General features: G+C 76.4%; 24 protein-coding genes. 15 read left to right on the forward strand and 9 right to left on the reverse strand.

Going from position 1 to position 20,288, the window contains the following annotated elements; genetic code table 11:
• Nucleotides 1-495: 495 nt before the first annotated feature.
• Nucleotides 496-789 (forward strand): WXG100 family type VII secretion target, encoded by a 294-nt coding sequence (locus ACI8AX_RS00005; protein ID WP_456547734.1) that lies wholly within the window; start codon nt 496-498, stop codon nt 787-789.
• Nucleotides 790-812: 23 nt separating this feature from the next.
• On the opposite strand, the gene ACI8AX_RS00010 is transcribed toward ACI8AX_RS00005, so the two are convergent.
• Both ACI8AX_RS00010 and ACI8AX_RS00015 read right to left on the reverse strand, forming a co-directional pair.
• Nucleotides 813-1,661, reverse strand: a complete 849-nt coding sequence (locus ACI8AX_RS00010) for an MFS transporter permease (protein WP_456547735.1) — start codon at nt 1,659-1,661, stop codon at nt 813-815.
• A 143-nt stretch (nt 1,662-1,804) separates the two neighbouring features.
• Complete coding sequence (locus ACI8AX_RS00015) at nt 1,805-2,308, reverse strand: hypothetical protein (RefSeq protein ID WP_456547736.1); 504 nt, start codon at nt 2,306-2,308, stop codon at nt 1,805-1,807.
• Between the two features lie 133 nt (nt 2,309-2,441).
• Between ACI8AX_RS00015 and ACI8AX_RS00020 the strand changes: the two genes are divergently transcribed.
• A complete protein-coding gene (locus tag ACI8AX_RS00020; protein WP_456547737.1) occupies nt 2,442-2,948 on the forward strand; it encodes a MaoC family dehydratase in 507 nt (168 codons plus the stop codon).
• Between the two features lie 24 nt (nt 2,949-2,972).
• Here the strand turns inward: ACI8AX_RS00020 and ACI8AX_RS00025 are convergent, their stop codons facing one another.
• Nucleotides 2,973-3,488, reverse strand: a complete 516-nt coding sequence (locus tag ACI8AX_RS00025; RefSeq protein WP_456547738.1) for an NUDIX hydrolase — start codon at nt 3,486-3,488, stop codon at nt 2,973-2,975.
• 78 nt (nt 3,489-3,566) lie between these two features.
• On the opposite strand from ACI8AX_RS00025, the gene ACI8AX_RS00030 reads away from it, so the two are divergent.
• The 5 genes from ACI8AX_RS00030 (at nt 3,567) to ACI8AX_RS00050 (ending at nt 6,987) form a co-directional block, all read left to right on the forward strand.
• Entirely contained in the window at nt 3,567-4,190 is a 624-nt protein-coding gene (locus ACI8AX_RS00030) for a DUF6758 family protein (protein WP_456547739.1), read from the forward strand.
• Nucleotides 4,191-4,327: 137 nt separating this feature from the next.
• Nucleotides 4,328-4,486, forward strand: coding sequence for a hypothetical protein (locus ACI8AX_RS00035; protein ID WP_456547740.1), 159 nt, complete (start codon nt 4,328-4,330; stop codon nt 4,484-4,486).
• Nucleotides 4,487-4,491: 5 nt separating this feature from the next.
• Nucleotides 4,492-5,190 (forward strand): PH domain-containing protein, encoded by a 699-nt coding sequence (locus tag ACI8AX_RS00040; RefSeq protein ID WP_456547741.1) that lies wholly within the window; start codon nt 4,492-4,494, stop codon nt 5,188-5,190.
• Nucleotides 5,191-5,224: 34 nt separating this feature from the next.
• On the forward strand, nt 5,225-6,082 hold the full coding sequence (locus ACI8AX_RS00045; RefSeq protein WP_456547742.1) for a PHP domain-containing protein: 858 nt from the start codon (nt 5,225-5,227) through the stop codon (nt 6,080-6,082).
• Between the two features lie 38 nt (nt 6,083-6,120).
• Nucleotides 6,121-6,987, forward strand: coding sequence for a RecB family exonuclease (locus ACI8AX_RS00050; protein WP_456547743.1), 867 nt, complete (start codon nt 6,121-6,123; stop codon nt 6,985-6,987).
• Nucleotides 6,988-7,051: 64 nt separating this feature from the next.
• Here the strand turns inward: ACI8AX_RS00050 and ACI8AX_RS00055 are convergent, their stop codons facing one another.
• The 4 genes from ACI8AX_RS00055 to ACI8AX_RS00070 form a co-directional block, all read right to left on the reverse strand.
• Nucleotides 7,052-7,930, reverse strand: coding sequence for an oxygenase MpaB family protein (locus ACI8AX_RS00055; protein WP_456547744.1), 879 nt, complete (start codon nt 7,928-7,930; stop codon nt 7,052-7,054).
• On the reverse strand, nt 7,927-8,892 hold the full coding sequence (locus tag ACI8AX_RS00060) for an alpha/beta fold hydrolase (RefSeq protein ID WP_456547745.1): 966 nt from the start codon (nt 8,890-8,892) through the stop codon (nt 7,927-7,929). Before ACI8AX_RS00060 ends, ACI8AX_RS00055 begins: the two co-directional genes overlap by 4 nt.
• Nucleotides 8,893-8,941: 49 nt before the next feature.
• On the reverse strand, nt 8,942-10,084 hold the full coding sequence (locus ACI8AX_RS00065; protein WP_456547992.1) for an outer membrane protein assembly factor BamB family protein: 1,143 nt from the start codon (nt 10,082-10,084) through the stop codon (nt 8,942-8,944).
• 89 nt (nt 10,085-10,173) lie between these two features.
• On the reverse strand, nt 10,174-12,006 hold the full coding sequence (locus ACI8AX_RS00070) for a DEAD/DEAH box helicase (protein ID WP_456547746.1): 1,833 nt from the start codon (nt 12,004-12,006) through the stop codon (nt 10,174-10,176).
• 216 nt (nt 12,007-12,222) lie between these two features.
• Between ACI8AX_RS00070 and ACI8AX_RS00075 the strand changes: the two genes are divergently transcribed.
• On the forward strand, nt 12,223-12,873 hold the full coding sequence (locus ACI8AX_RS00075; protein WP_456547747.1) for a ferritin-like fold-containing protein: 651 nt from the start codon (nt 12,223-12,225) through the stop codon (nt 12,871-12,873).
• 48 nt (nt 12,874-12,921) lie between these two features.
• Nucleotides 12,922-13,746, forward strand: a complete 825-nt coding sequence (locus ACI8AX_RS00080) for a glycerophosphodiester phosphodiesterase (RefSeq protein ID WP_456547748.1) — start codon at nt 12,922-12,924, stop codon at nt 13,744-13,746.
• Between the two features lie 67 nt (nt 13,747-13,813).
• On the opposite strand, the gene ACI8AX_RS00085 is transcribed toward ACI8AX_RS00080, so the two are convergent.
• Nucleotides 13,814-14,056: a DUF3107 domain-containing protein gene (locus ACI8AX_RS00085; RefSeq protein WP_456547749.1), complete on the reverse strand. Its 243-nt coding sequence runs from the start codon at nt 14,054-14,056 to the stop codon at nt 13,814-13,816.
• Between the two features lie 108 nt (nt 14,057-14,164).
• Complete coding sequence (locus tag ACI8AX_RS00090; RefSeq protein ID WP_456547750.1) at nt 14,165-14,803, reverse strand: TetR/AcrR family transcriptional regulator; 639 nt, start codon at nt 14,801-14,803, stop codon at nt 14,165-14,167.
• Nucleotides 14,804-14,870: 67 nt separating this feature from the next.
• Between ACI8AX_RS00090 and ACI8AX_RS00095 the strand changes: the two genes are divergently transcribed.
• From ACI8AX_RS00095 to ACI8AX_RS00120, 6 genes are all read left to right on the forward strand, one after another.
• Complete coding sequence (locus ACI8AX_RS00095; RefSeq protein WP_456547751.1) at nt 14,871-15,953, forward strand: alpha/beta fold hydrolase; 1,083 nt, start codon at nt 14,871-14,873, stop codon at nt 15,951-15,953.
• A gap of 126 nt (nt 15,954-16,079) precedes the next feature.
• Nucleotides 16,080-17,165 (forward strand): DUF3152 domain-containing protein, encoded by a 1,086-nt coding sequence (locus tag ACI8AX_RS00100; RefSeq protein ID WP_456547752.1) that lies wholly within the window; start codon nt 16,080-16,082, stop codon nt 17,163-17,165.
• A gap of 98 nt (nt 17,166-17,263) precedes the next feature.
• A complete protein-coding gene (gene moeZ / locus ACI8AX_RS00105; protein WP_456547753.1) occupies nt 17,264-18,424 on the forward strand; it encodes an adenylyltransferase/sulfurtransferase MoeZ in 1,161 nt (386 codons plus the stop codon).
• Between the two features lie 139 nt (nt 18,425-18,563).
• On the forward strand, nt 18,564-19,145 hold the full coding sequence (locus tag ACI8AX_RS00110) for a TIGR03086 family metal-binding protein (protein ID WP_456547754.1): 582 nt from the start codon (nt 18,564-18,566) through the stop codon (nt 19,143-19,145).
• Nucleotides 19,142-19,438, forward strand: a complete 297-nt coding sequence (locus tag ACI8AX_RS00115) for an MGMT family protein (RefSeq protein ID WP_456547755.1) — start codon at nt 19,142-19,144, stop codon at nt 19,436-19,438. Before ACI8AX_RS00110 ends, ACI8AX_RS00115 begins: the two co-directional genes overlap by 4 nt.
• A gap of 91 nt (nt 19,439-19,529) precedes the next feature.
• Entirely contained in the window at nt 19,530-20,279 is a 750-nt protein-coding gene (locus ACI8AX_RS00120; RefSeq protein WP_456547756.1) for a biosynthetic peptidoglycan transglycosylase, read from the forward strand.
• Nucleotides 20,280-20,288 lie beyond the last annotated feature (9 nt).

The following is a 20,288-nucleotide window of genomic DNA, read 5'->3' on the forward strand; positions in this document are numbered from 1 at the left end:
CCCCCCCCCCCCCCCCCCCCCCCCCCCCCCCCCCCCCCCCCCCCCCCCCCCCGCCCCCCCCCCCCCCCCCCCCCCCCCCCCCGCCCCCCCGCCCCCCCCCCCCCCCGATCCCGAGCACGCGACCGTGCGCCAGCGCGGGGGACCGCAGTTCGGTGTCGGGCGGTAGCCGCGTCGACCCGTTCCAGAGCTCGCCGGCCGGCCGGCCGAGGAGCTCCTCCAAGCCCGGGAGGACCTCGCCGAGCCGGGCGTCGTCGGGAGCGGAGACCTCGACGTCGCAGCGGCCGCCGGCGGTCAGCAGGGTCCAGCAGCGGGTGGCCGGCCGGCCGGGAGAGGGGGTGCCCACGCCGCGAGCCTGGGGGCGGTGTGCCCCGGCCGGGCCGCGCAGCGGCCGGCTGTGGACGGGACCGACCGATGTGGACAGCCGGGGCGCCTTCGGGCCGCGTCCGCCTAACGTGCCCCGCCACCGGGAGGGACCCGGGACGACGAGGAGGACACGTGAAGGTCGACATCGCCACCCTGCAGTCGATGGCAGGGCAGTGCCGGGCCGAGGCAGCGGAGACGACGGCTCGCCAGACCGCGCTGTCGAGCAGCGTCAACAGCTCGGTGCTCGACGGCTGGACCGACAGCCAGGCCGCCGTCCGCTTCACCGAGCTGTACGAGCAGTGGCGACTGGCAGCGCAGGGGGTGGCCGACGCCTTGACCGGCATGGGCGGTCTGCTGGCCGGTGTGGCCGACTCCTACCAGCAGCACGAGACCGAGATGGCCGCGCGCATCGGCGCCCTGCTCTGACCGCCTCGGGCGCCCGCCCCGTGTCAGGAGGTCGTGGGGGCGGGGGCGGCGCCGGCCGGACCGGCGGGGTGCGGAGCACGGCGGAGAAGCCGGTCCCGCAGCTCCGGCGCCCGCTCCCACGGCAGGATCGACAGCACCGCGACGCAGTGCGGCAGGAAGACGATCGTCACCCCGGCGTAGACCATCAGGTGGAAGCCGATGAGGAAGGCCACGAGGGCGATCCGGGCCCGGTCGCGCCAGACCAGCAGCATGAGCGGAGCGAGCGCCTCGAGGACGATCATGGCCCACTGCATCGCCTCGAGCAGCCACGGGAAGTCGAGCGTCCAGTCCGACAGCGGCGTGCCCCGCCGGATCACGGCCCGCGCGAGGGTGGCGCCGGTGGGCCAGTCCCAGCCGCCGAAGCGGATCTTCGCCCAGGCGGCGAGGAAGTAGGTGAGCATGACCGTGACCAGCACCGCCGCCATCGCGAAGCCGGCGGCCTCGGACCGGCGGCGGTCGCGCCATCGGGCGACCCCCACGGTCGGCAGCACGGCCAGCAGCACCAGGAAGGCGATGCGGTCGTGGTCCACCTTCCCGTAGCTCATCGCGATGACCATCCACTCGGCGTAGAGGAGGAACACCGCGGTGCCGAGCAGCCGGGGCGCCCGGCCGGTCGCCGCCGCCAGGGCCGTGAGCAGCAGCGCCCACTGCACGACCGTGACCACCGTGTGGGTGGGGGTGGGGAGGCCCAGCAGCTCGCCGATGGTCAGCGGCGCGTACCACTCGGTCGGGACGTCGGCGTGCGCCTTGACCCAGGCGGTGGTCAGCCAGACGTCCACCCAGATGAACAGGTAGGCGATGGTCCGCACGACCGCGATGCGGCCCAGCGGCACCGGGCGGAACCACCAGCCGCCGCTCAGCGGGAACGGGCCGCGTCCGGACCGGGAGGCGGCGGGGGAGGAGGTAGCGGGGGAGGAGGTACCGGGGGAGGAGGCGCCGGGGGAGGGGGCGCCGGCGGAGGGGGCGTCGCGGTGGCTCACGGGGTGCTCTCCGGGTCGGGGTCCGCGAGGTCGTGGTCGACCACGACGGTGTCGGTGTACTCACCGGTGCGCTGGCCGTCGACGAGCTCGAACCGCCGCTGGACGACCCGGACCTCCACCAGGGGCTCGGCGTCGGGGTGGCGCTCGGCGTAGGTCTCGGCGAGCAGCCCCAGCAGTTCCGGCTCGGCCTCCATCCGCGGGAGCTGGCCCTCGAACTCGGCGCGGCGCAGCCCCACCTCGCCGCCGGAGAGGCGCACCTCCTCGCCCGCCGCGGTCAGCCCCACCACGCGGGTGGAGACGACCGGGGCATCCGGGTCGGCGCGGGTCGAGTACATGCGGAAGGGCCCGAAGGGGAAGTCCGAGTCGTCGCCCCAGACGGTCCCGGTCATGACCAGCCCGAAGAGCACGGTGGTGACGGCCAGCCGCACCCGGCGCGACGTGCGGGAGAGCGGGACCACGTCCGTGCCGGTGCTGCCCTCGGCCGTGGAGAGCGGAGACACCCGAGCATCGTAGGATCGGCGCCCGTCCAGACGGGTCACCGACGCGTGCGTGGGCACCGCACCCGCCCGCCGGTGGAGCGGCTGTCCCGCGGGTACCGGTGCCCCCACCAGCAACGACGCCGGGGAGCCCCACATGCAGTTCGGTCGGTACTACGAGGAGTTCGAGGTCGGGGCGGTCTACAAGCACTGGCCCGGCAAGACGGTCACCGAGTACGACGACCACCTGTTCTGCCTGATCACCATGAACCACCACCCGCTGCACCTGGACACGCACTACGCGGGGGAGACGACCGACTTCGGCAAGAACGTCGTCGTCGGCAACTACATCTACTCGCTGCTGCTGGGCATGAGCGTCGCGGACGTCTCCGGCAAGGCGATCGCCAACCTCGAGGTCGAGTCGCTCAAGCACGTGGCGCCGACCTTCCACGGCGACACCATCTACGGCGAGACGACTGTCCTGGACAAGACCGAGTCGAGGTCCAAGGACGACCGCGGCGTGGTGTACGTGGAGACGATCGGCTACAAGCAGGACGGCACCGTCGTGTGCGTCTTCCGCCGCAAGGTCATGGTGCCCAAGCGCAGCTACGGCGAGGCCCGTGGCGGCGAGCAGCCCGGCCGCCCGGAGCCCCGGCCGCGCTGAACCACGCGCCGGCGCGGGGACCGGTCAGCGGGGCAGGACGCCCCAGCTGCCCAGGTGCTCGAGCAGGCCCTCGGTGCAGGACAGCCCCGCGAGCGCGGCGCCGTCGACGAAGCCGGCCGCGTCGGCGTCGTCGCCCGCGACCGGCACCGCGGCCGGGTCGAGCAGCGTGCACGCCAGGTCCGTGACGTCGTAGACGACACCCGGGCCCGTTATGCGTACCCGCCCCACCACGGCGCCGGCGCGCACCCGCAGCCCGGTCTCCTCGCGCACCTCCCGCTCGACCGCCGCCGCCGGCGACTCACCGGGCTCCACCCGGCCGCCGGGCACCGACCACAGCCCGCGGCCGGGCTCGGTGCCCCGGCGGATCAACAGCAGCCGCCCTCCGGCGTCGTGGACCACCGCCCCGACGCAGGGGACGGCGCGCGGCGTCCCGGCGGTGGGGCCGGGCGCGGCGTCCTCCGCGGCCGCGGCGTCCTCCGCGGGTGCGGCGTCCTCCGCGGGTGCGGCGTCCTCGGCGGGCACGGCGTCCCCAGCAGGCACGGCGCGGACGCTACGCCCACGCCGGGGCGCCGGCGCCTGCGCTTGACGAACACCCACGGCCACAGGACGGTAACGACGATGAGCGCCTCCCCGGTCTGCCCTCGCTGCGGCGAGCGACTCGCCGTCCGTCCCGGGGACTCGGCACAGGCGTGGTGCCACGTCCACGGGGCCGTCACCCCGCTGCACCACACGGCGCTCATCGCGCACGACGCCATCGCGGCGGTGACCGCCGACGCCCGGGTCCCCGCGTGGGTCCCCGACCCGATGCCGGCCGGCTGGTCGGTCACCGGCATGGCCTGGGGCGGGGAGCCGGGCGCCCGGGCGATCGTGGTCGACTGCGCCGGCCCGGCGCCGCTGGGCGGCTCGGCCGAGCTCGTGCTCGTCGCCGAGGAGCCGGGCACCGGCGTCGGCTGCGGTTACGCCGGCCTGCCCGGACCCGACCCGGGCGACGTGATCTCCGGTCCCTCCTCGGCCACGGTCGAGGCCGCCGGCCAGCACGCCCCGCTGTGGGCCGTCCCGACCACCGACGACCGCGCGGCCTTCGTCGGCGAGGCCTACGGCGTGTGGCTGTGGCTGGTCATGTGGCCGATGTCGGCGGCCTGGCTGCTCGCCGAGCAGCTGGAGCTGCTCGACCTGCGCGAACGGGTCTACCCGGACCTGCCGCTGGGCCCGCCCAGCGAGCACCTGCTGCCCGGGTCGTAGCGGACCGCAGCGCCTCGGATCCCCGGCGGCGTGTTGCGGCCGGTGCCGGTGGGGTGCGTGTTACCCATGACCCCGGCCCGCCCGGGCCACCCCGGCGGCGCCGTCCGCCGGTGCACCGAGCACCACCCGGAGGTGGCGTGAACCTCAAGAAGGTCATCACCTGGCTGGCCGTCGCCTTCGTCATCTTCTACGTCATCCAGGCGCCGGAGAAGTCCGCGCAGATCGTCAAGAGCGCGGGGGAGACCCTCGGTGACGCCGCCTCCTCGCTGGGCGAGTTCGTCGGGTCGCTGATCTAGGCCGCATGACCGACCCGGGTGGCACGGGCAGGACCCCGGACCACCGCCCCGAGCGGTGGCGCAAGGACGCCGCCAAGTACCTGCTGCCCGGCGAGCTGCCACCGGTCGTGGCCACGCGGCGGCACTGGGCGGTGCTGATCGTCCCCACGGTCAAGGCACTGCCGGTGCTGGTCCTCGGCGGCTGGCTGCTGGTGCTCGACCCGGACAACCGGCTCACCAGCACCGCCGGGCTGCTGGTGGCCGCCGCGGCGCTGGTGGTCCTCGCGCTGCGGGTCGGCGAGTGGTGGATGCGCCACTTCATCGTCACCAACCGTCGGGTGCTGCTGACCAGCGGCATCGTCGTCCGCACCGTCGCGCTGCTGCCGCTGCGCCGGATCACCGACCTGACCTGGAAGGAGACCCTCCTCGGCCAGGTCCTCGGGTACGGCACCTTCCGCTTCGAGTCCGCCGGCCAGCAGCAGGCGCTGTCGGAGATCACCTTCCTGCCGCACGCCGACGTGCTCTACCGGCGGGTCAGCCAGCTGCTGTTCGGCGGCGAGGGGATGGCCGACGGCGACGACGAGGGCGGCGCCGAACCGGCGACCGCCCGGCCGAGGCCGCGGCCGGCCACCCGGACGGCGCCCCAGCCGACGGGATGGCCGGCCGGGGACCCCGCCGGCCGGCAGGACACCCAGCCCATCCCGCGCCCGCCGCAGGGCACCTGACCGGCCCGGCGCCGGGTACGGCAGGCTGACCGCGATGCGGATCGACCTCCACACCCACTCGTCGGTCTCCGACGGCACCCAGACGCCGGCCGAGCTCCTGGCGACCGCCCGCGACGCCGGGCTCGACGTCGTCGCCCTCACCGACCACGACACCACCGAGGGCTGGGCGGCCGCGGCGCAGGCCCGCCCGCGCGGGCTGACCGTCGTCCCGGGGATGGAGCTGTCCTGCCGCTGGCTGCACGCGGAGGGCAACCCGATCAGCCTGCACCTGCTGGCGTACCTGTTCGACCCCGACGCCCCGGCGCTGGCCGCCGAGCGCGCCCGGCTGCGCGAGGAACGGCTGGGCCGCGGCGAGCGGATCGTCACGGCGCTGGCCGAGGCCGGCTACCCGGTCGAGTGGGCGCGGATCGTGGAGACCTCGCAGGGCGGGGTGGTCGGCCGGCCGCACGTGGCCCGGGCGCTGGTCGACGCCGGGGTCGTGGGCTCCGTGGACGAGGCCTTCGCCGACCTCCTCCACCACCGCAGCCCCTACTACGTGGCCAAGGCCGACACCGACGTGCTCGACGGCATCCGCCTCGTGCGCGCGGCCGGCGGGGTCCCGGTGTTCGCCCACGGCCTGGCGACCAAGCGCGGTCGCGTGGTGGACGACGACGCCGTCGCGGCGATGGCCGAGGCCGGCCTGCTCGGCCTGGAGGTCGACCACCCCGACCACAGCGAGAGCGAGCGGGCGCACCTGCGCGGGCTCGCCGCCGACCTCGGGCTGCTGGTCACCGGCTCGAGCGACTACCACGGCACCAACAAGACGACGCCGATCGCCGCCTGCACCACCGACCCGGTGCAGTGGGAGGCCCTGCTGTCCGCCGGGACCGGCAGCGCGCCGTTCACCGACTGAGGCCCGGGACCGTCGGCGCCGGCGGTTAGCGTGGGGGCATGGCGAGCGGACAGCTGGAGATGCCGGGCATGCCGCGCCGGCTCTTCCCCGCCACGCCGAGCAAGCTGGCCACCTTCACCGACTGCCCGCGCCGCTACCGGCACGCCTACCTCGACCGGCCGACGCCGCCCAAGGGCCCGGCGTGGGCGCACAACTCGGTCGGGTCGGCGGTGCACGCGGCGCTGCGGTCGTGGTGGGAGCTGCCGGTCCGGGAGCGGACGGCGGCCGCGGCCCGGCAGCTGCTGTACGGGGTGTGGTCGACCGCCGGGTTCCGCGACGCCGACCAGGCGCAGCGCTGGCGGTCGCGGGCGGCGGGCTGGCTCACCGACTACGTGACCGGGCTGGACCCGGCCGAGGAGCCGGTCGGCACCGAGCGCCAGGTCGCGGCCACGACCGAGCGGCTGGCGCTGTCGGGCCGGGTCGACCGGATCGACCAGCGCGGCGACGAGCTGGTGGTCGTCGACTACAAGACCGGCCGGGTCCCCAGCACCGACGACGAGGCCCGCGGCTCGGCCGCGCTGGCCGCCTACGTGCTCGGCGTCCGCCGCACCCTGCGCCGGCCCTGCAGCCGGGTCGAGCTGCACCACCTGCCCTCGGGCACGGTCGCGGCCTTCGAGCACACCGACCGGTCGCTGGCCAACCACGTGCGCCGGGCCGAGGACACCGCCGAGGACATCGAGCGGGCCACGGAGGCGCTGCGCGCGGGGGAGGACGCCGACGCCGCGTTCCCCGCCGTCCCCGGCCGGCAGTGCGGCTGGTGCGACTTCCGGTCCTCCTGCGCGCCGGGCCGGGCGGTCGGGCCCCAGCCGGAGACCTGGGCGTTCCTCGCCGAGGAGGAGCCCGCCGAGATGAGTCCGCAGGTCTGATCCTCCTGGCCGCGCCGCAGGGGCCCGCCGCGAGCGTGCGAGCGGTGGGGGGCGGCGGGGTGCTTCATGCGCTGAGCGGCGCCGCTGTGCGCTCGAAGCCGGCCCGCACGATCGGGGACCGGCGCACCCGCACCGGCAGCGCCAGCAGGCCCTGGCGGAACGCCCGCAGCGCACCGGTCGCCGCGGCGTCGGTGAGGCCGAGCCCGGGCATCGAGAACATCTGCCGCGCCCAGGCCGGCAGCAGCGCGAAGCCGAGGCCGGCCAGCCCGCCCCACGCCGGCCGGGCCGGGGTGAGCAGCTGCACCCAGGCCGGCATCGGCGGCAGGAAGAGCAGCCGGACGGCGTCCCGTGCGGCGGGCGTGGCGGCCAGCAGCGGCCGCACGTCTGCGAAGTAGCCCTGCAGGCCGGCGACGGTGCGGGGCACGGTGTCCTCCGGGACGCCGACCAGGACGGCGGCGGTGACCTGCTCGGCCACGTACCGGTCGGCGTCGTCGTCGGTCAGCGGCACCCCGGCGCGGCGGGCGGTCGACAGCAGCGAGTCCACCTCGCAGTTGTGCACCCACAGCAGCAGGTCGGGGTCGTCGGCCCGGTAGGCCCGGCCGGTGCCCTCCTCGACGCCGCCCAGCCGGTGATGGAGCCCGCGGACCCGCGCGACCGCCCGCCGGGCCTCGCTGCGGGTGCCGAAGGTGAGCGTCTCCACGTACTGGCCGGTGCGGACCAGCCGCTGCCACGGCTCGTCGCGGAAGGCCGCCGAGTTGCGAGCGACGCCGTCCATGGCGACCGGGTGCAGCGCCTGCAGCATCAGCGCCCGCATGCCGCCGGCGGAGTAGCTGGGGTCGGCGTGGATGCGCCAGGTGACGCTGTCGGGGCCGAAGAAGCCCCGGTGGTCCTCCTCCGGCGTCCAGTCGGCGGGGTCGGGCAGCGGCGTCCCGTAGCCGGTCACGGGCGGCCCGCGGCGGTGGAGCCGGCGTCCTCGCCGGCGGTCTCGTCGGCGGCGGAGACCGAGACCGACGCCCAGAAGTCCAGCAGCGCCGCGAGCGTCTCGGGCGGGTTCTCGACGGCCGGGGAGTGGATGGCGCCGGGGACGACCGCGTGGCGCGCACCCAGCCGCTTCGCCATGTCGGTCTGCGCGGCGGGGGTCCACGCGTCGTCGGCGACGCCGTGGGCGACGAGCACCGGCACGCCGGTGGCGGCGAGCTCGGCGACGCGGTCGGGCTCGGAGGTCATCGCGTCGGCCATGCCGCGCAGCCCGGCGGCGCTGTTGGCCAGGAAGCGGCGGGCGTAGAACTCGCGGGTCGGCGCCGGCACGTCCTGCGCCTTGGGGTCGGTCATCGCCAGCTGCTCGAGCGTCTGGTGCACCAGCGGCACGCCGCCGGCCTCCAGCAGCGGCCCGAGGTGGTCGAGCAGGTCGGCGCGCGGGCCGACCAGCCGCGATGGCCCGGAGCCCAGCAGCGTCAGCGAGCGGAACGCCCCCGGGTCGGCGAGGACGGCGGCGCGGGCGACCAGCCCACCGAAGCTGTGCCCCACCAGGTGCGGGACGCCGGTCTCGTCGGCGAGCACGCGGGCCACGGCGAGCAGGTCGTCGGCGAGCTCGGCGACCGAGTAGCGCGCCGGGTCGTCGGGGCCGGGCGACTCGTACTGGCCGCGCTGGTCGACGGCGACGACGCGGTACCCCGCGGCGCACAGCGGGCGCAGCAGCGGCGCGAAGTCCTCCTTGCTGCCGGTGTACCCGGCGACCAGGAGGACGGTGCCGTTCTCGCCGTCGCCGCCGGTGTCCAGCGCGGCCAGCGGGCCGGCACCGCCGGCGAAGGTGCGGTGCGCGGCGTCGTGCTCGGCGAGCTGGCGCAGGTCGTCGGGGGCGATGGCGAGGGTGGTGCGGTCCTCGGGGCCGCCGGGCATGACCATGCCCCCAGTGAACCCCGCGGCGGCGCGGCGTGCCCGGTCCGGCCCCCGATCAGCTGAAGGCGAGCACCCGGCCGGCCGGCCGGTAGACCACGACCGGCCCGACCGTGGCGGTCCGGCCACCGGCGGGCAGCTCGGCGTCGACCGTGCTGCGGCCGAGCTCGGCGCCGGTGCGGGAGTCGCGGGAGACGAAGGCGCCGTCCTCCGGGACGACGACCGGCGCGGCGACCACCTCGATGGCCTTGTCGGCCCCGACGGCGGGCAGGCCCCGCGACGGCACCGACCACAGCAGCCGCCCCGTCGCCTGGTCGAGCGCCAGCGTGGTGCCCCGGGCCCAGACGAACAGGGTGCCGCCGGTCTCGACGGCCACGGGGGCAGCGTCCTCGGGCCCTGCGGGCGGCAGCGGTACGGAGGGGAGGGGGACGCCGTCCCCGGCCCGGACCAGCTGCAGCTCGTCGCCGACCGCGAGCGCGACCAGCCGCCCGGCGCCGGCGAGGACGACGGGCGTCGCCTCCTCGGCGGCGGCGTCGTCGGGCAGCGGCACGTCCCGGCTCCACAGCCCGTCCCCGGCGCCGCGCTCGAGCCCGCGCAGCCGCGCCGTCCCGTCGCAGGTCTCGAGCACGACGACGGCGGCGCTGCCGACGTCCCCCGCCGCGATCCGGCAACCCTCGGACGCGTCGGCACGCCAGCGCAGCGTGTCGCTGCCCGGGTCGACGACGACCACGCCGGTCGGCGCCGTGGCCAGCACCATGCCCGGGGCGCTGGTCAGCGTGATGTCCGGGCGCAGGCTCAGGTTGCGGGTCCACTGCCGCACCCCGGTCCCGGCGTCCAGGGCGACTGCCTCGTCGCACCGGCCGGCGGTGGCGAACACCGCGACCGCCCGGCCGTCGACGGCGGTCACGTCGCACAGCCGCGCGTTGGACCGGGTGTAGTGCCAGGCCTCCTCGCCGGTGACCGCGTCGAGCGCCCGCACGCCGTGCTCCTCGCCGACCAGGACCCGGCCGTCCTGCACCGGCGCCTCGGGCAGCGGGTCGCCGTCGGCGTCCCAGGCCGCGGAGACGGCGCCGGCCGGCGCCCCCTCGGGGACGTCGGCCGGTGCCGCGGTCGTGCTCTCGGTCGCCGCGGCGTCCGATCCGCGCCACAGCAGCGCGGCCACCACCACCAGGGCGAGGGCGGCCGCGGTCCACACCCACACGCGCAACGGCGGGAGGCCCGGTCGGCGTCGGCCACCCTCCGGGGTCCCGCGCCCGGCGTGCGGGGCGTGGGGGGAAGGGTGGTCCTCCATCAGGCGGCGGACTCGGAGCCGCCGCCCCCGGAGCCGCCCCGCCCGGAGCCGCCGCGGCGCCGGCGCCGGCGGCGAGGCTTCGGCGCGCCGCCGGTGCCCTCACCGGACGCCTCGACGGCGCCGCCGGAGGCGTCGGGGGAGCCGGTGGCCTCCTCGGCGGAGGGCTGCGGGGTGCCGTCGGCTGCCGCGGCGGCGCCACCACCACGGGTGCGGCGGCGCGGGCGGCTCTTGCGGGCGCCGGCCGGGCGCTCGGCGTCGTCGGAGGCCTCGGCGTCCCGCGCCGGGCCGCGGCTGTCGGCACCCTGGCCGCGACCGGCGGGGCGGTTGCGCCGGCCGGTCTCGCCGAGGTCCTCGAGGGTCTCGGCCTCCAGGCCCTCGCGGGTGCGCTGCGACCGGGGGAGCCGGCCCTTGGCGCCCTCGGGCACGTCGAGGTCGGTGTAGACCCACGGCGAGGTGGAGTAGGTCTCCGGCGGGTCGTCGAAGCCGAGGTCCAGCGCCTTGTTGATCAGCTGCCAGCGCGGGATGTCGTCCCAGTCGACGAGGGTGACGGCGACGCCGGTGCTGCCCGCGCGGCCGGTGCGGCCGATCCGGTGCACGTAGGTCTTCTCGTCCTCGGGGCACTGGTAGTTGACGACGTGGCTGACCCCGGTCACGTCGATGCCGCGGGCGGCGACGTCGGTGGCGACCAGGACGTCGACCTTGCCGCTGCGGAAGGCGCGCAGCGCCTGCTCGCGGGCGCCCTGACCGAGGTCGCCGTGCACGGCCGCGGCGGCGAAGCCACGGTCGACCAACTCGTCGGCCACCTTCTGCGCGGTGCGCTTGGTGCGGCAGAAGACCATCACCAGGCCGCGGTCGCGGGCCTGCAGCACACGGGAGAGCAGCTCGGGCTTGTCGAGGTTGTGCGCCCGGTAGACGAACTGGGTCGTCTGCGGGACCGTGCTGCCCTCGTCGTTGCCGTGCGCGCGGATGTGCGTCGGCTGGGTCATGAACGACCGGGACAGGGTCACGATCGGCCCGGGCATGGTGGCCGAGAAGAGCATCGTCTGCCGCTTCTCCGGGACCATCGCGAGGATCCGCTCGATGTCGGGCAGGAAGCCCAGGTCGAGCATCTCGTCGGCCTCGTCCAGGACCAGCACCCGGACCTTGCCCAGGATCAGGTCGCCCCGCTGCGCCAGGTCCAGCAGCCGACCGGGCGTCCCGACGACGATCTCGACGCCCTTCTGCAGCGACTCGATCTGCGGCTCGAACGCCCGGCCGCCGTAGATGGCCTGCACGCGGATGCCGCGGCGGGTGCCGGCGGCGGCGAGGTCGCGGGCGACCTGCACGCACAGCTCACGGGTGGGGACGACGACCAGCGCCTGCGGGACGCCGTCGCCGCCCTCGGCCGGCGGGGTCACCCGCTGCAGCATCGGGACGCCGAAGCCCAGGGTCTTGCCGGTGCCGGTGCGCGCCTGGCCGATCAGGTCGTTGCCGGCCAGCGCCAGCGGGAGGGTGAGCTCCTGGATGGCGAACGTGCGGGTGATCCCGACGTCGGCCAGCGCGGCGACGACGTCGGGGTGCACGTCGAAGTCGCTGAACAGCGGGCTGTCGGGGGCGACCGGCGCGCCGCCGAGCTCCTCGACGGACTGCTCGATCTGCTCCGGCGCGGGAGCGCCGGTCTCGGCGTGCTCGAGCTCGGGGGTGGGAGGGGTGTTCTCGGTGGAGGTCAGTGCTCTCGCCTCGGTCTGCTGGGGGAGCGGGCACCGGCGGCGAGTCGTCGTCGCAGCGGTCCGCTCCGCGGTCGGGTGTCGCGGATCTCTCTCCAGCGCCGACGCGGCCAGCGGACCGGGCATCGCCCTGCAGGGCCGCCCGGGAGACCTCCCCGGCCCGGTGCCGTGGGGCTCCGCGGGGGGTCGTCCATGACGTGTCAGCGCACGTGGATCAGGCGGGCCCGGGGGCCCACCGACCCCCATGCTAGCGCGCGGGGCGGTTAGCCTCCCTCCCGCAGCGGGTCGGGTCCCCCTCCGGGGGCAGGCCGGGCCCGCCCCCCGCCGGACCCGAGGAGTGCCGTGACCACGGTCGAGACCCGCGCCGTCGTCGACCTGCTCGGCGCCCTGGCCTACGCCGAGCTGACCGCCTTCGACCGGCTTGCCGAGGACGCCCGGATGGCGCCGACGCTCGGCGGCCACGCCGCGCTGGCCCGGATGGCCGCGGCCGAGCTCGCCCACCACGGGCGGCTGACCGCGCGGCTGACCGAGCTCGGCGCCGACCCGGCCGAGGCGATGACGCCGTTCGTCGCCGCGCTGGACGCCTTCCACGCCAGCACCCGCCCGCGGACCTGGCTGGAGGGCCTGGTCAAGGCCTACGTCGGCGACGGCCTCGCCGCCGACTTCTACCGCGAGGTCGCCGCGTTCCTGCCCGAGCCCGACCGCGGGCTGATCCTCGAGGTCATGGCCGACACCGGGCACGCGGACTTCGCCGTCCGGGAGGTGCGCGCGGCGATCGCCACCAACCGCACCGTCGCCGGCCGCCTGGCGCTGTGGGGCCGCCGGCTGGTCGGGGAGGCCATCACCCAGTCGCAGGCGGTCATCGCCGAACGCGACGAGCTGGCCCGGCTGATCATGGAGGGGACCGGCGACCTGTCCGGGATCGGCCGGCTCGTCGAGCGGATCACCAGCGCGCACACCGAGCGCATGCGGGCCCTCGGCCTCAACCCCTGACCCGCGGCGGTCGTTTCGCCGGCCCGCGGCCGGGCACCAGAGCACGCCGTGCGCCCACCCCAGCCCCCGAGCACCCGGACGCCGCCCCTGATCTCGGCGCACCGCGGCGGCGCGGGGGCCGACCGGGCCCGGGAGAACACCATCGGAGCGCTGCGCGACGCGACCGGCGTCGACTGCGAGTACGTGGAGTTCGACGTCCGCCGGTGCCGTGACGGCGTCTACGTCGTCTTCCACGACGCCACCATCCGCGACGGCGGCCGGCGGGTGCCCGTCGCGTCGCTCACCTTCGACGAGTTCGCCCGCCTGGCCGACACCTACCTGGTGCTCGACGACGCGCTGGAGGTGCTGCGCGGTCGCAAGAAGCTGCACCTGGACCTGAAGCCGCTGGCCTCGCCCGAGGCGGGGGAGGCGGTGCCGCCGGAGACGGAGGTGGCCCTGGTCCGGCACGTGGTCGACGTGATGGGCGCCGACGACGTCCTCGTCACCGGGCTGCAGGACGAGGCCGTCGCGGCGGTGCGGGCGTGGTCGCGCGTCTCCTGCCCGCACCTGCTCGTGGGGCTGTCGCTCAGCCGCGACGTCGGCCCGGGCGGTCTGGGCAGGCTCCTCACCGGGCGGTGGGCGGAGGTGCTGCCCGGCCGCCGGCTGCGGGCCAGCGACGCCAACCTCGCCGTCTGCCACCGCACCCAGGCCCGGCTGTGGGGTGCCCGCTGGGCGCGGCGGCACGGGCTGCCGCTGCTGGTCTGGACCGTCGACGACCCGGCCGAGCTGCGCGCCTGGCTGGCCGACGACCGGGCCTGGCTGGTGACGACCAACCACCCGGCGCGGGCGGTGGCGCTGCGCTCGGAGCTCGCGGCGCAGGTGGCCGGCCGCTGAGACGCCGGCGGGGCGCCCCCTCCGTCAGGAGAGGACGCCCCGTCGGGAGGCGGTGCTCAGGTGTCGCTCAGGCGCTGGAGCCGGCGATGAACCCCACCCGCGGCTTGTCGGCCGGGGCGATCTCCACGTAGGCGATCCGGTCCACCGGGACGACGACGCGGCGACCGCGCTCGTCGACCAGCGTGAGCAGCCCGTCCTTGGTGGCGCCGCTCATGGCCGCGGCCACGTCGGCAGCGATCTCGTCGGGGGTCTTGGGGCTGTCGATGACCAGCTCCCGGGGGGAGTGTTGGACACCGATCTTGACTTCCACGCGGATGCCTCCTCGAGTAGCACTGCTGCCGTCCACGCTAGTCCAGCGCCGCAGAGCCGACCGGCCCCGAGGCTGCGCCGTCAGCGAACGGCGGGAGCCGCCCGCAGCTCAGGCCTCGGGCTCGACCCGCGGGAAGCCGGACATGCCGCGCCAGGCCAGCGCCGACATGAAGGTGACCGCCTCGTCGCGGTCGACCGACCCCTTGCTGGCCAGCCACCAGCGGGCGCTGGTCTCGGCCAGCCCGGTGAGCCCGGAGGCCAGCAGCATGGCGCGCTCCCGGTCGGCCCCGGTCTCGGACGCGATGACCTCGGCGATCGCCTCGACGCAGGCGTGGGTGCCGCGGTCGACCAGCGTCCGGACGTCCTCGTCGTTGCGCAGGTCCGACTCGAACACCAGCCGGAAGGCCTCGCCCTCGGCGTCGATGAAGTCGAAGTAGGCGCCCACCGCGCCGTCGACGCGCTCCCGGTTGTCGGCCGTGCCGGACATGGCCCGGCGCACCCGGTCGGTCAGCTCGGTCACCTGGAGCTCGAGCAGCGCCAGGTACAGCTCCCGCTTGCCGGGGAAGTGCTGGTAGAGGACCGGCTTGCTGACGCCGGCGCGGTCGGCGATGTCGTCCATCGCGGCCGCGTGGAACCCCTGGGCGACGAAGACCTCCTGCGCCGCCTGGAGCAGCTGCAGGCGCCGCGCGCCCCGCGGGAGGCGGGAGGTGCGACGGGCCGGGGCGGGTGACGGGCGCGACAGTGACATGGCGCGGGGGATGTTACCGACGGGTCACCAGGGCGCGCGCCGCAGCGGGGCGTTCTACCGTTCCCCGGTGCCCCGACCCGCCGTCTCCTCCCCGACGACGTCCGCGCGGCTGTCCGACGCCGCCCTCCCGCCGCTGGACGCCGAGTCGCCGCCGTGGCCGGGGGAGCACGTGCCGGTGCGGGGCGGCGAGGTCTTCGTGCGCTGCACCCCCTGGCGCGGCCCCGGCGGAGGGGCCGACGACGGCGCCCCCCGCGAGCGCGCCGTCTACGTGCACGGGCTGGGCGGCGCCTCCACCAACTGGACGGACCTGGCCGGCCTGCTCGCCGTCCGCTGCGACGGCTGGGCGGTCGACCTCCCCGGCTTCGGCCGCAGCCGGCCGCCGCGCGGCTCCTACTCGATCCGCGGGCACGTGCAGGCGGTGGTCGACGTGCTCGAGCGCGTCGTCGCCGAGCCGGGGGAGGCCGCCGGGCGCCCGGTGCACCTGCTGGGCAACTCCCTCGGCGGCCTGGTCAGCCTGGTGGTCGCCGCCCGCCGGCCCGACCTCGTGGCCACGCTGACCCTGGTCTCGCCGGCGATGCCGGTGTACCGCGTGCCGCGGGCGTTCAGCCCGGCGCTGCTGCTCCTGCTGCTGCCCGGCATGCCCTCGGTCGCCGAGCGCCGGCTGGCCGGGGTGACGCCCGAGCAGCAGGTCCGCGGCATGGTGCAGATGTGCTTCGGCGACCCGTCGCGGATCCCGCCGCGGCGGCTGGAGCAGGCGCTGGCCGAGATGCGCGAGCGCGCGGAGCAGGCCTGGGCGCACCAGGCGCTGGCGCGCAGCATGCGCGGGCTCATGACCTCCTACCTGCGCGTGGGTGCGGCCAACGCGTGGCGGATGGCCCGGGCGCTGCGTGTCCCGACGCTGGTCGTGTGGGGCGACCGGGACCGCCTGGTCGACCCCGCGCTCGCCCCGCGCCTGGCCGGCACGGTGCCCGGCGCCCGGCTGCTCCTGCTCCCCGGCGTCGGGCACGTGGCGATGCTGGAGTCGCCGGAGGAGACCGCCCGCGCCGTCCTCGGGCTCCTCGAGGACGCCGAGGACACCGCCGAGGACACCGCCGAGGGCACCGCCACCGACACTGCCGAGGACGCCGTCACCGGCACCGCCGCGGGGTGACGCGCGGGGCGCGCCCGACACGCCTCGCGCCACTGCGCGCTCGGTCCTCACGCGGGGTGATCGTGAGAGTCTGGTGAGTGGCCGGGACCCGGCCGGCAGACCGGACGACGTGCGGGAGGGCGTGCCGTGGCAGCACCGCCGGCCGGCGGCAGGTCCGGGAGCCGGCGCCCCGGTGCCGACGACCCCGACCGCCGCGCGCCCCGGGTGCCGCCGCCCGCCGGCCGTCGTCCCCCGCCGCCGCCCCCGCCGCTGACGGCCCGCCCGCCCGGCGCCCGCCCGCGCGTGCCCACCGAGGACCGCGGTCCGCACGGCCGGCCCACCCCGCCGCGCGCCGGCGCGCGGCCGCCGTCCCCCGCGGTGCCGCGGCGGACCGGCCGGACGCCGGGACGGCTGCGCCGCTTCGTCCTCCGGTACGGCTGGCGGGCCTACGCGATCCCGCTGCTCACCGTCGCGACGCTGCTCACCCTCGTCGACCTCGCCCGCCAGGGCACCGCGTCCGAGCAGGCCGTGGCCGGCCCGCCGGTGGCCGCGACCTCGTCGGGGCCCTCGTCGGTGCCCTCGTCGGCCACCCCCACCGCGGGAGCCGCCGTCGGCCCCGGGACGCCGAGCCCCACCGGGCCGGCCGAGGGCGAGGCCGCCCCGACCGCCACCCCCACCGCGGCGGCGGGCACCTACGTCGAGCAGGGCGCGGGCACGGTCACCGTCGTGCCCGGCACCTCGCAGGTGTACGGCGCCGGCCCGCTGCGCCGCTTCGTCGTCGAGGTGGAGGACGGGATCGGCGTGGACGGCGCCGGGTTCGCCGCCGCCGTCGAGGCCACGCTGGCCGACCCGCGCGGGTGGGGCAACGGCGGCCGGATGTCGTTCCAGCGCGTCGGTGTGGAGGAGGCCGCCGCCGGCGCGTTCGACTTCAAGGTCACGCTGATCAGCCCCGGCAACATGGAGCGGTACTGCCCGGGCGTGGGCACCGGCGGCTACACCTCCTGCCGGTACGGCGACCGCGCCGTCATCAACCTCGCCCGGTGGGAGACCGCCGTCCCGGACTACCAGGGCGACGTCGCCACCTACCGCCTCTACGTGGTCAACCACGAGGTCGGGCACGCCCTCGGCAACGGGCACCAGCCCTGCCCGGGCCCCGGCCTGCTGGCGCCGGTCATGCAGCAGCAGACGCTGGGCCTCGAGGGCTGCACCAAGAACCCCTGGCCCTACCCGTAGCCGCCTCCCGTCCGCGGGAAGAACTGCCTCTGGGACGCTGTTGTGCGAACGAACGCCGGTCCCGGGAGGGGCCGCTGTCCGCGACCTGAGGAGCACGCGTGTCCCTGCCACCCCTGGTGGAGCCCGCCGACGACCTGTCGATCGACGAGGTCCGCCGCTACAGCCGGCACCTGATCATCCCCGACGTCGGCATGGACGGGCAGAAGCGCCTGAAGAACGCCAAGGTGCTCGCCGTCGGCGCAGGCGGGCTCGGCTCGCCGGTGCTGATGTACCTGGCCGCCGCGGGCGTCGGCACGCTGGGGATCGTCGAGTTCGACGTCGTCGACGAGTCGAACCTGCAGCGGCAGATCATCCACGGCGCCTCCGACGTCGGCCGGTCCAAGGCCGAGAGCGCACGGGACTCCATCAAGGAGATCAACCCCTACGTCGACGTCCGCCTGCACGAGACGCGGCTGGACAGCGACAACGTGATGGAGATCTTCAGCCAGTACGACCTGATCGTCGACGGCACCGACAACTTCGCCACGCGCTACCTGGTCAACGACGCGTGCGTGCTGCTCGGCAAGCCCTACGTGTGGGGCTCGATCTACCGGTTCGACGGCCAGGTGTCGGTGTTCTGGGACGAGCACGGGCCCAACTACCGCGACCTCTACCCGGTGCCGCCGCCGCCCGGCATGGTCCCCAGCTGCGCCGAGGGCGGCGTGCTCGGCGTCCTCTGCGCGACGATCGGCGCCATCCAGGCCACCGAGGCGGTCAAGCTCATCACCGGCATCGGCGAGACGCTGCTCGGCCGGCTGATGGTCTACGACGCCCTGGAGATGACCTTCCGCACGATCAAGGTGCGCAAGGACCCCGAGGGCGAGCCGATCACCGGCCTCATCGACTACGAGACGTTCTGCGGCGTCGTCTCCACCGAGGCCCAGGAGGCCGCGGCCGGCGCGACGATCACCGTCGACGAGCTCAAGGACATGATGGACGCCGGCAAGGACTTCGAGCTCATCGACGTCCGGGAGCCCAACGAGTACGAGATCGTGTCGATCCCCGGCGCGAAGCTCGTGCCCAAGGACGAGCTGCTCTCCGGCCGGGCGCTGGCGCAGCTGCCGCAGGACAAGCCGATCGTGCTGCACTGCAAGACCGGCGTCCGCTCCGCCGAGGTGCTGGCCGCGGTCAAGAACGCCGGGTTCAAGGACGCCGTCCACGTCCAGGGCGGCGTGACCGCCTGGGCGACCCGCATCGACAAGACGCTGCCCACCTACTAGGAGGACCTCCTCGCCCCGACCCCCGCTCCGCTCGGGCCGGGACCCTGCGAGGGGGCCGTTCCACCGCGTGGCCAGGGCCCGGTCTCCGTCCAGGAGGCCGGGCCCTCGTCGTGTCGGCGGGGCGATGTTCACTGGAGGCGTGCCCTCCCCGGACGACGCCTCCCTGATCGAGCTCTTCCAGCGCGCGCAGAACGCGTTCACCGACCGGGTCGACGCCGTCGAGGCCGGGCAGTGGGACGACGGGGCGCTGCCCGGCTGGACGGTCGCCGACCTGGTCGCCCACCTCGTCGACGAGGCCCGCTGGATCCCGGACCTGCTCGCCGGCGACCCGGCCGACCAGGTCGAGCCGCGCTTCTCGCACGCCACCGCCGACCTGCTCGGCGACGACCCGCTGACCGCCTGGGAGACCGCCGCCGACGAGGCGCTGGCGGCCCTGGCCACGAGCGACCTGCACGGCACGGTGCACCTGTCCCGGGGGCCGACGCCGGTGCGCGAGTACGTCGAGGAGCTGACCGCCGACCTCGTCGTCCACGGCTGGGACCTCGCCCGCGCAACGGGCGGCGACGAGCGGATCGACCCCGCCCTGCTGCGCGCCGCCGCCGTGCTGGCCGACCGGCTCCCCGACGACGGGCTGCCCGGGTTCTTCGACCCGCCGCTGGAGGTGCCCGGCGGGGCCTCCGAGCAGGCGCGGGTGCTCGCCCGTCTCGGCCGCCGGGGATGACCGTGCCGGACGCGGCCGACGTCGACGAAGCCGTCCTCGACGCGGTCGAGGCCATCCCGCCCGGCCGGGTGAGCACCTACGGCGCGATCGGACGGCTGGTCGGCGTCGGCCCCCGGCGGGTGGCGCGGACGCTGAGCTCCGGCGGGGGAGCGGTGCCCTGGTACCGCGTCGTGCGCGCCGACGGGACGGCGGCCGAGCCGGTCCGCGCCCGCCAGCTCGAGCTGCTCGCGGGCGAGGGCGTGCCGGTGCGCGGCGGCCGGGTGGACCTGGCCGCGGTGGGCTGGCCGGACTGACCCGCCGTCCACCCGCGGGCTGACCCGGGCCCGGCCACGATCGTCCCGCCGGCCGACGCGCCGCGGTGGCCTGCGGCGATGGACTGCGGGCATGCACACGACCCTCCTCGAGCCACCCGCCCCGGCCCGCCGACCGCGCAGGAGGCGCCTGCTGCGGCGGACCGCGGCCGCGGGGCTGGCCGGCCTCCTGCTCGCGCCGGTGCTGGCGGCCGCCGCCTGGCTGGCCACCCCGGGGGTCGGCGACGCCCGCGACCGGGTCGACGCGCTGCTGGCCGGCCACGGTGCCCCCGCGCTGACCGGAGAGCTGCCCGAGCGGGTCACCCTCGCCGTCCTGGCCACCGAGGACAGCCGGTTCGCCGGCCACGTCGGCGTCGACTGGCGCGGAGCGCTCCGGGCGCCGTGGGGCGTGGTCACCGGCCGGGACCTGGGCGGGTCCACGCTGCCGCAGCAGCTGGCCAGGAACCTGTACGAGGACGGCGCCGACGACCTGCTGGCCCGCGTCCGGTCCGTCGTCCTGGCGGTGGAGCTGGACGCGCACTGGAGCAAGGAGGAGCTCCTGCGGATGTACCTGGACGCCGCCTACCTCGGGCACGGCTTCTGGGGCGTCACCGCGGCGAGCGAGGGCTACTTCGGGCTGGCGCCGGACCAGTTGTCGTGGGCGCAGGCGACGCTGCTGGCCGGCCTGCTGCAGGCGCCCAGCGCCTACGACCCGCTGGAGCACCCCGAGCGGGCGGCGGCCCGGCAGGCGCACGTGCTCGACCGGCTGGTGGACGTCGGCACGCTCACCCGCGCCGAGGCCGACGAGGTCGCCACCGAGCCGTGGGGCCTCGTCGTCGGCTGAGCGCGGGCT

It is taken from the genome of Blastococcus sp. SYSU D00813 (genome assembly GCF_054050735.1).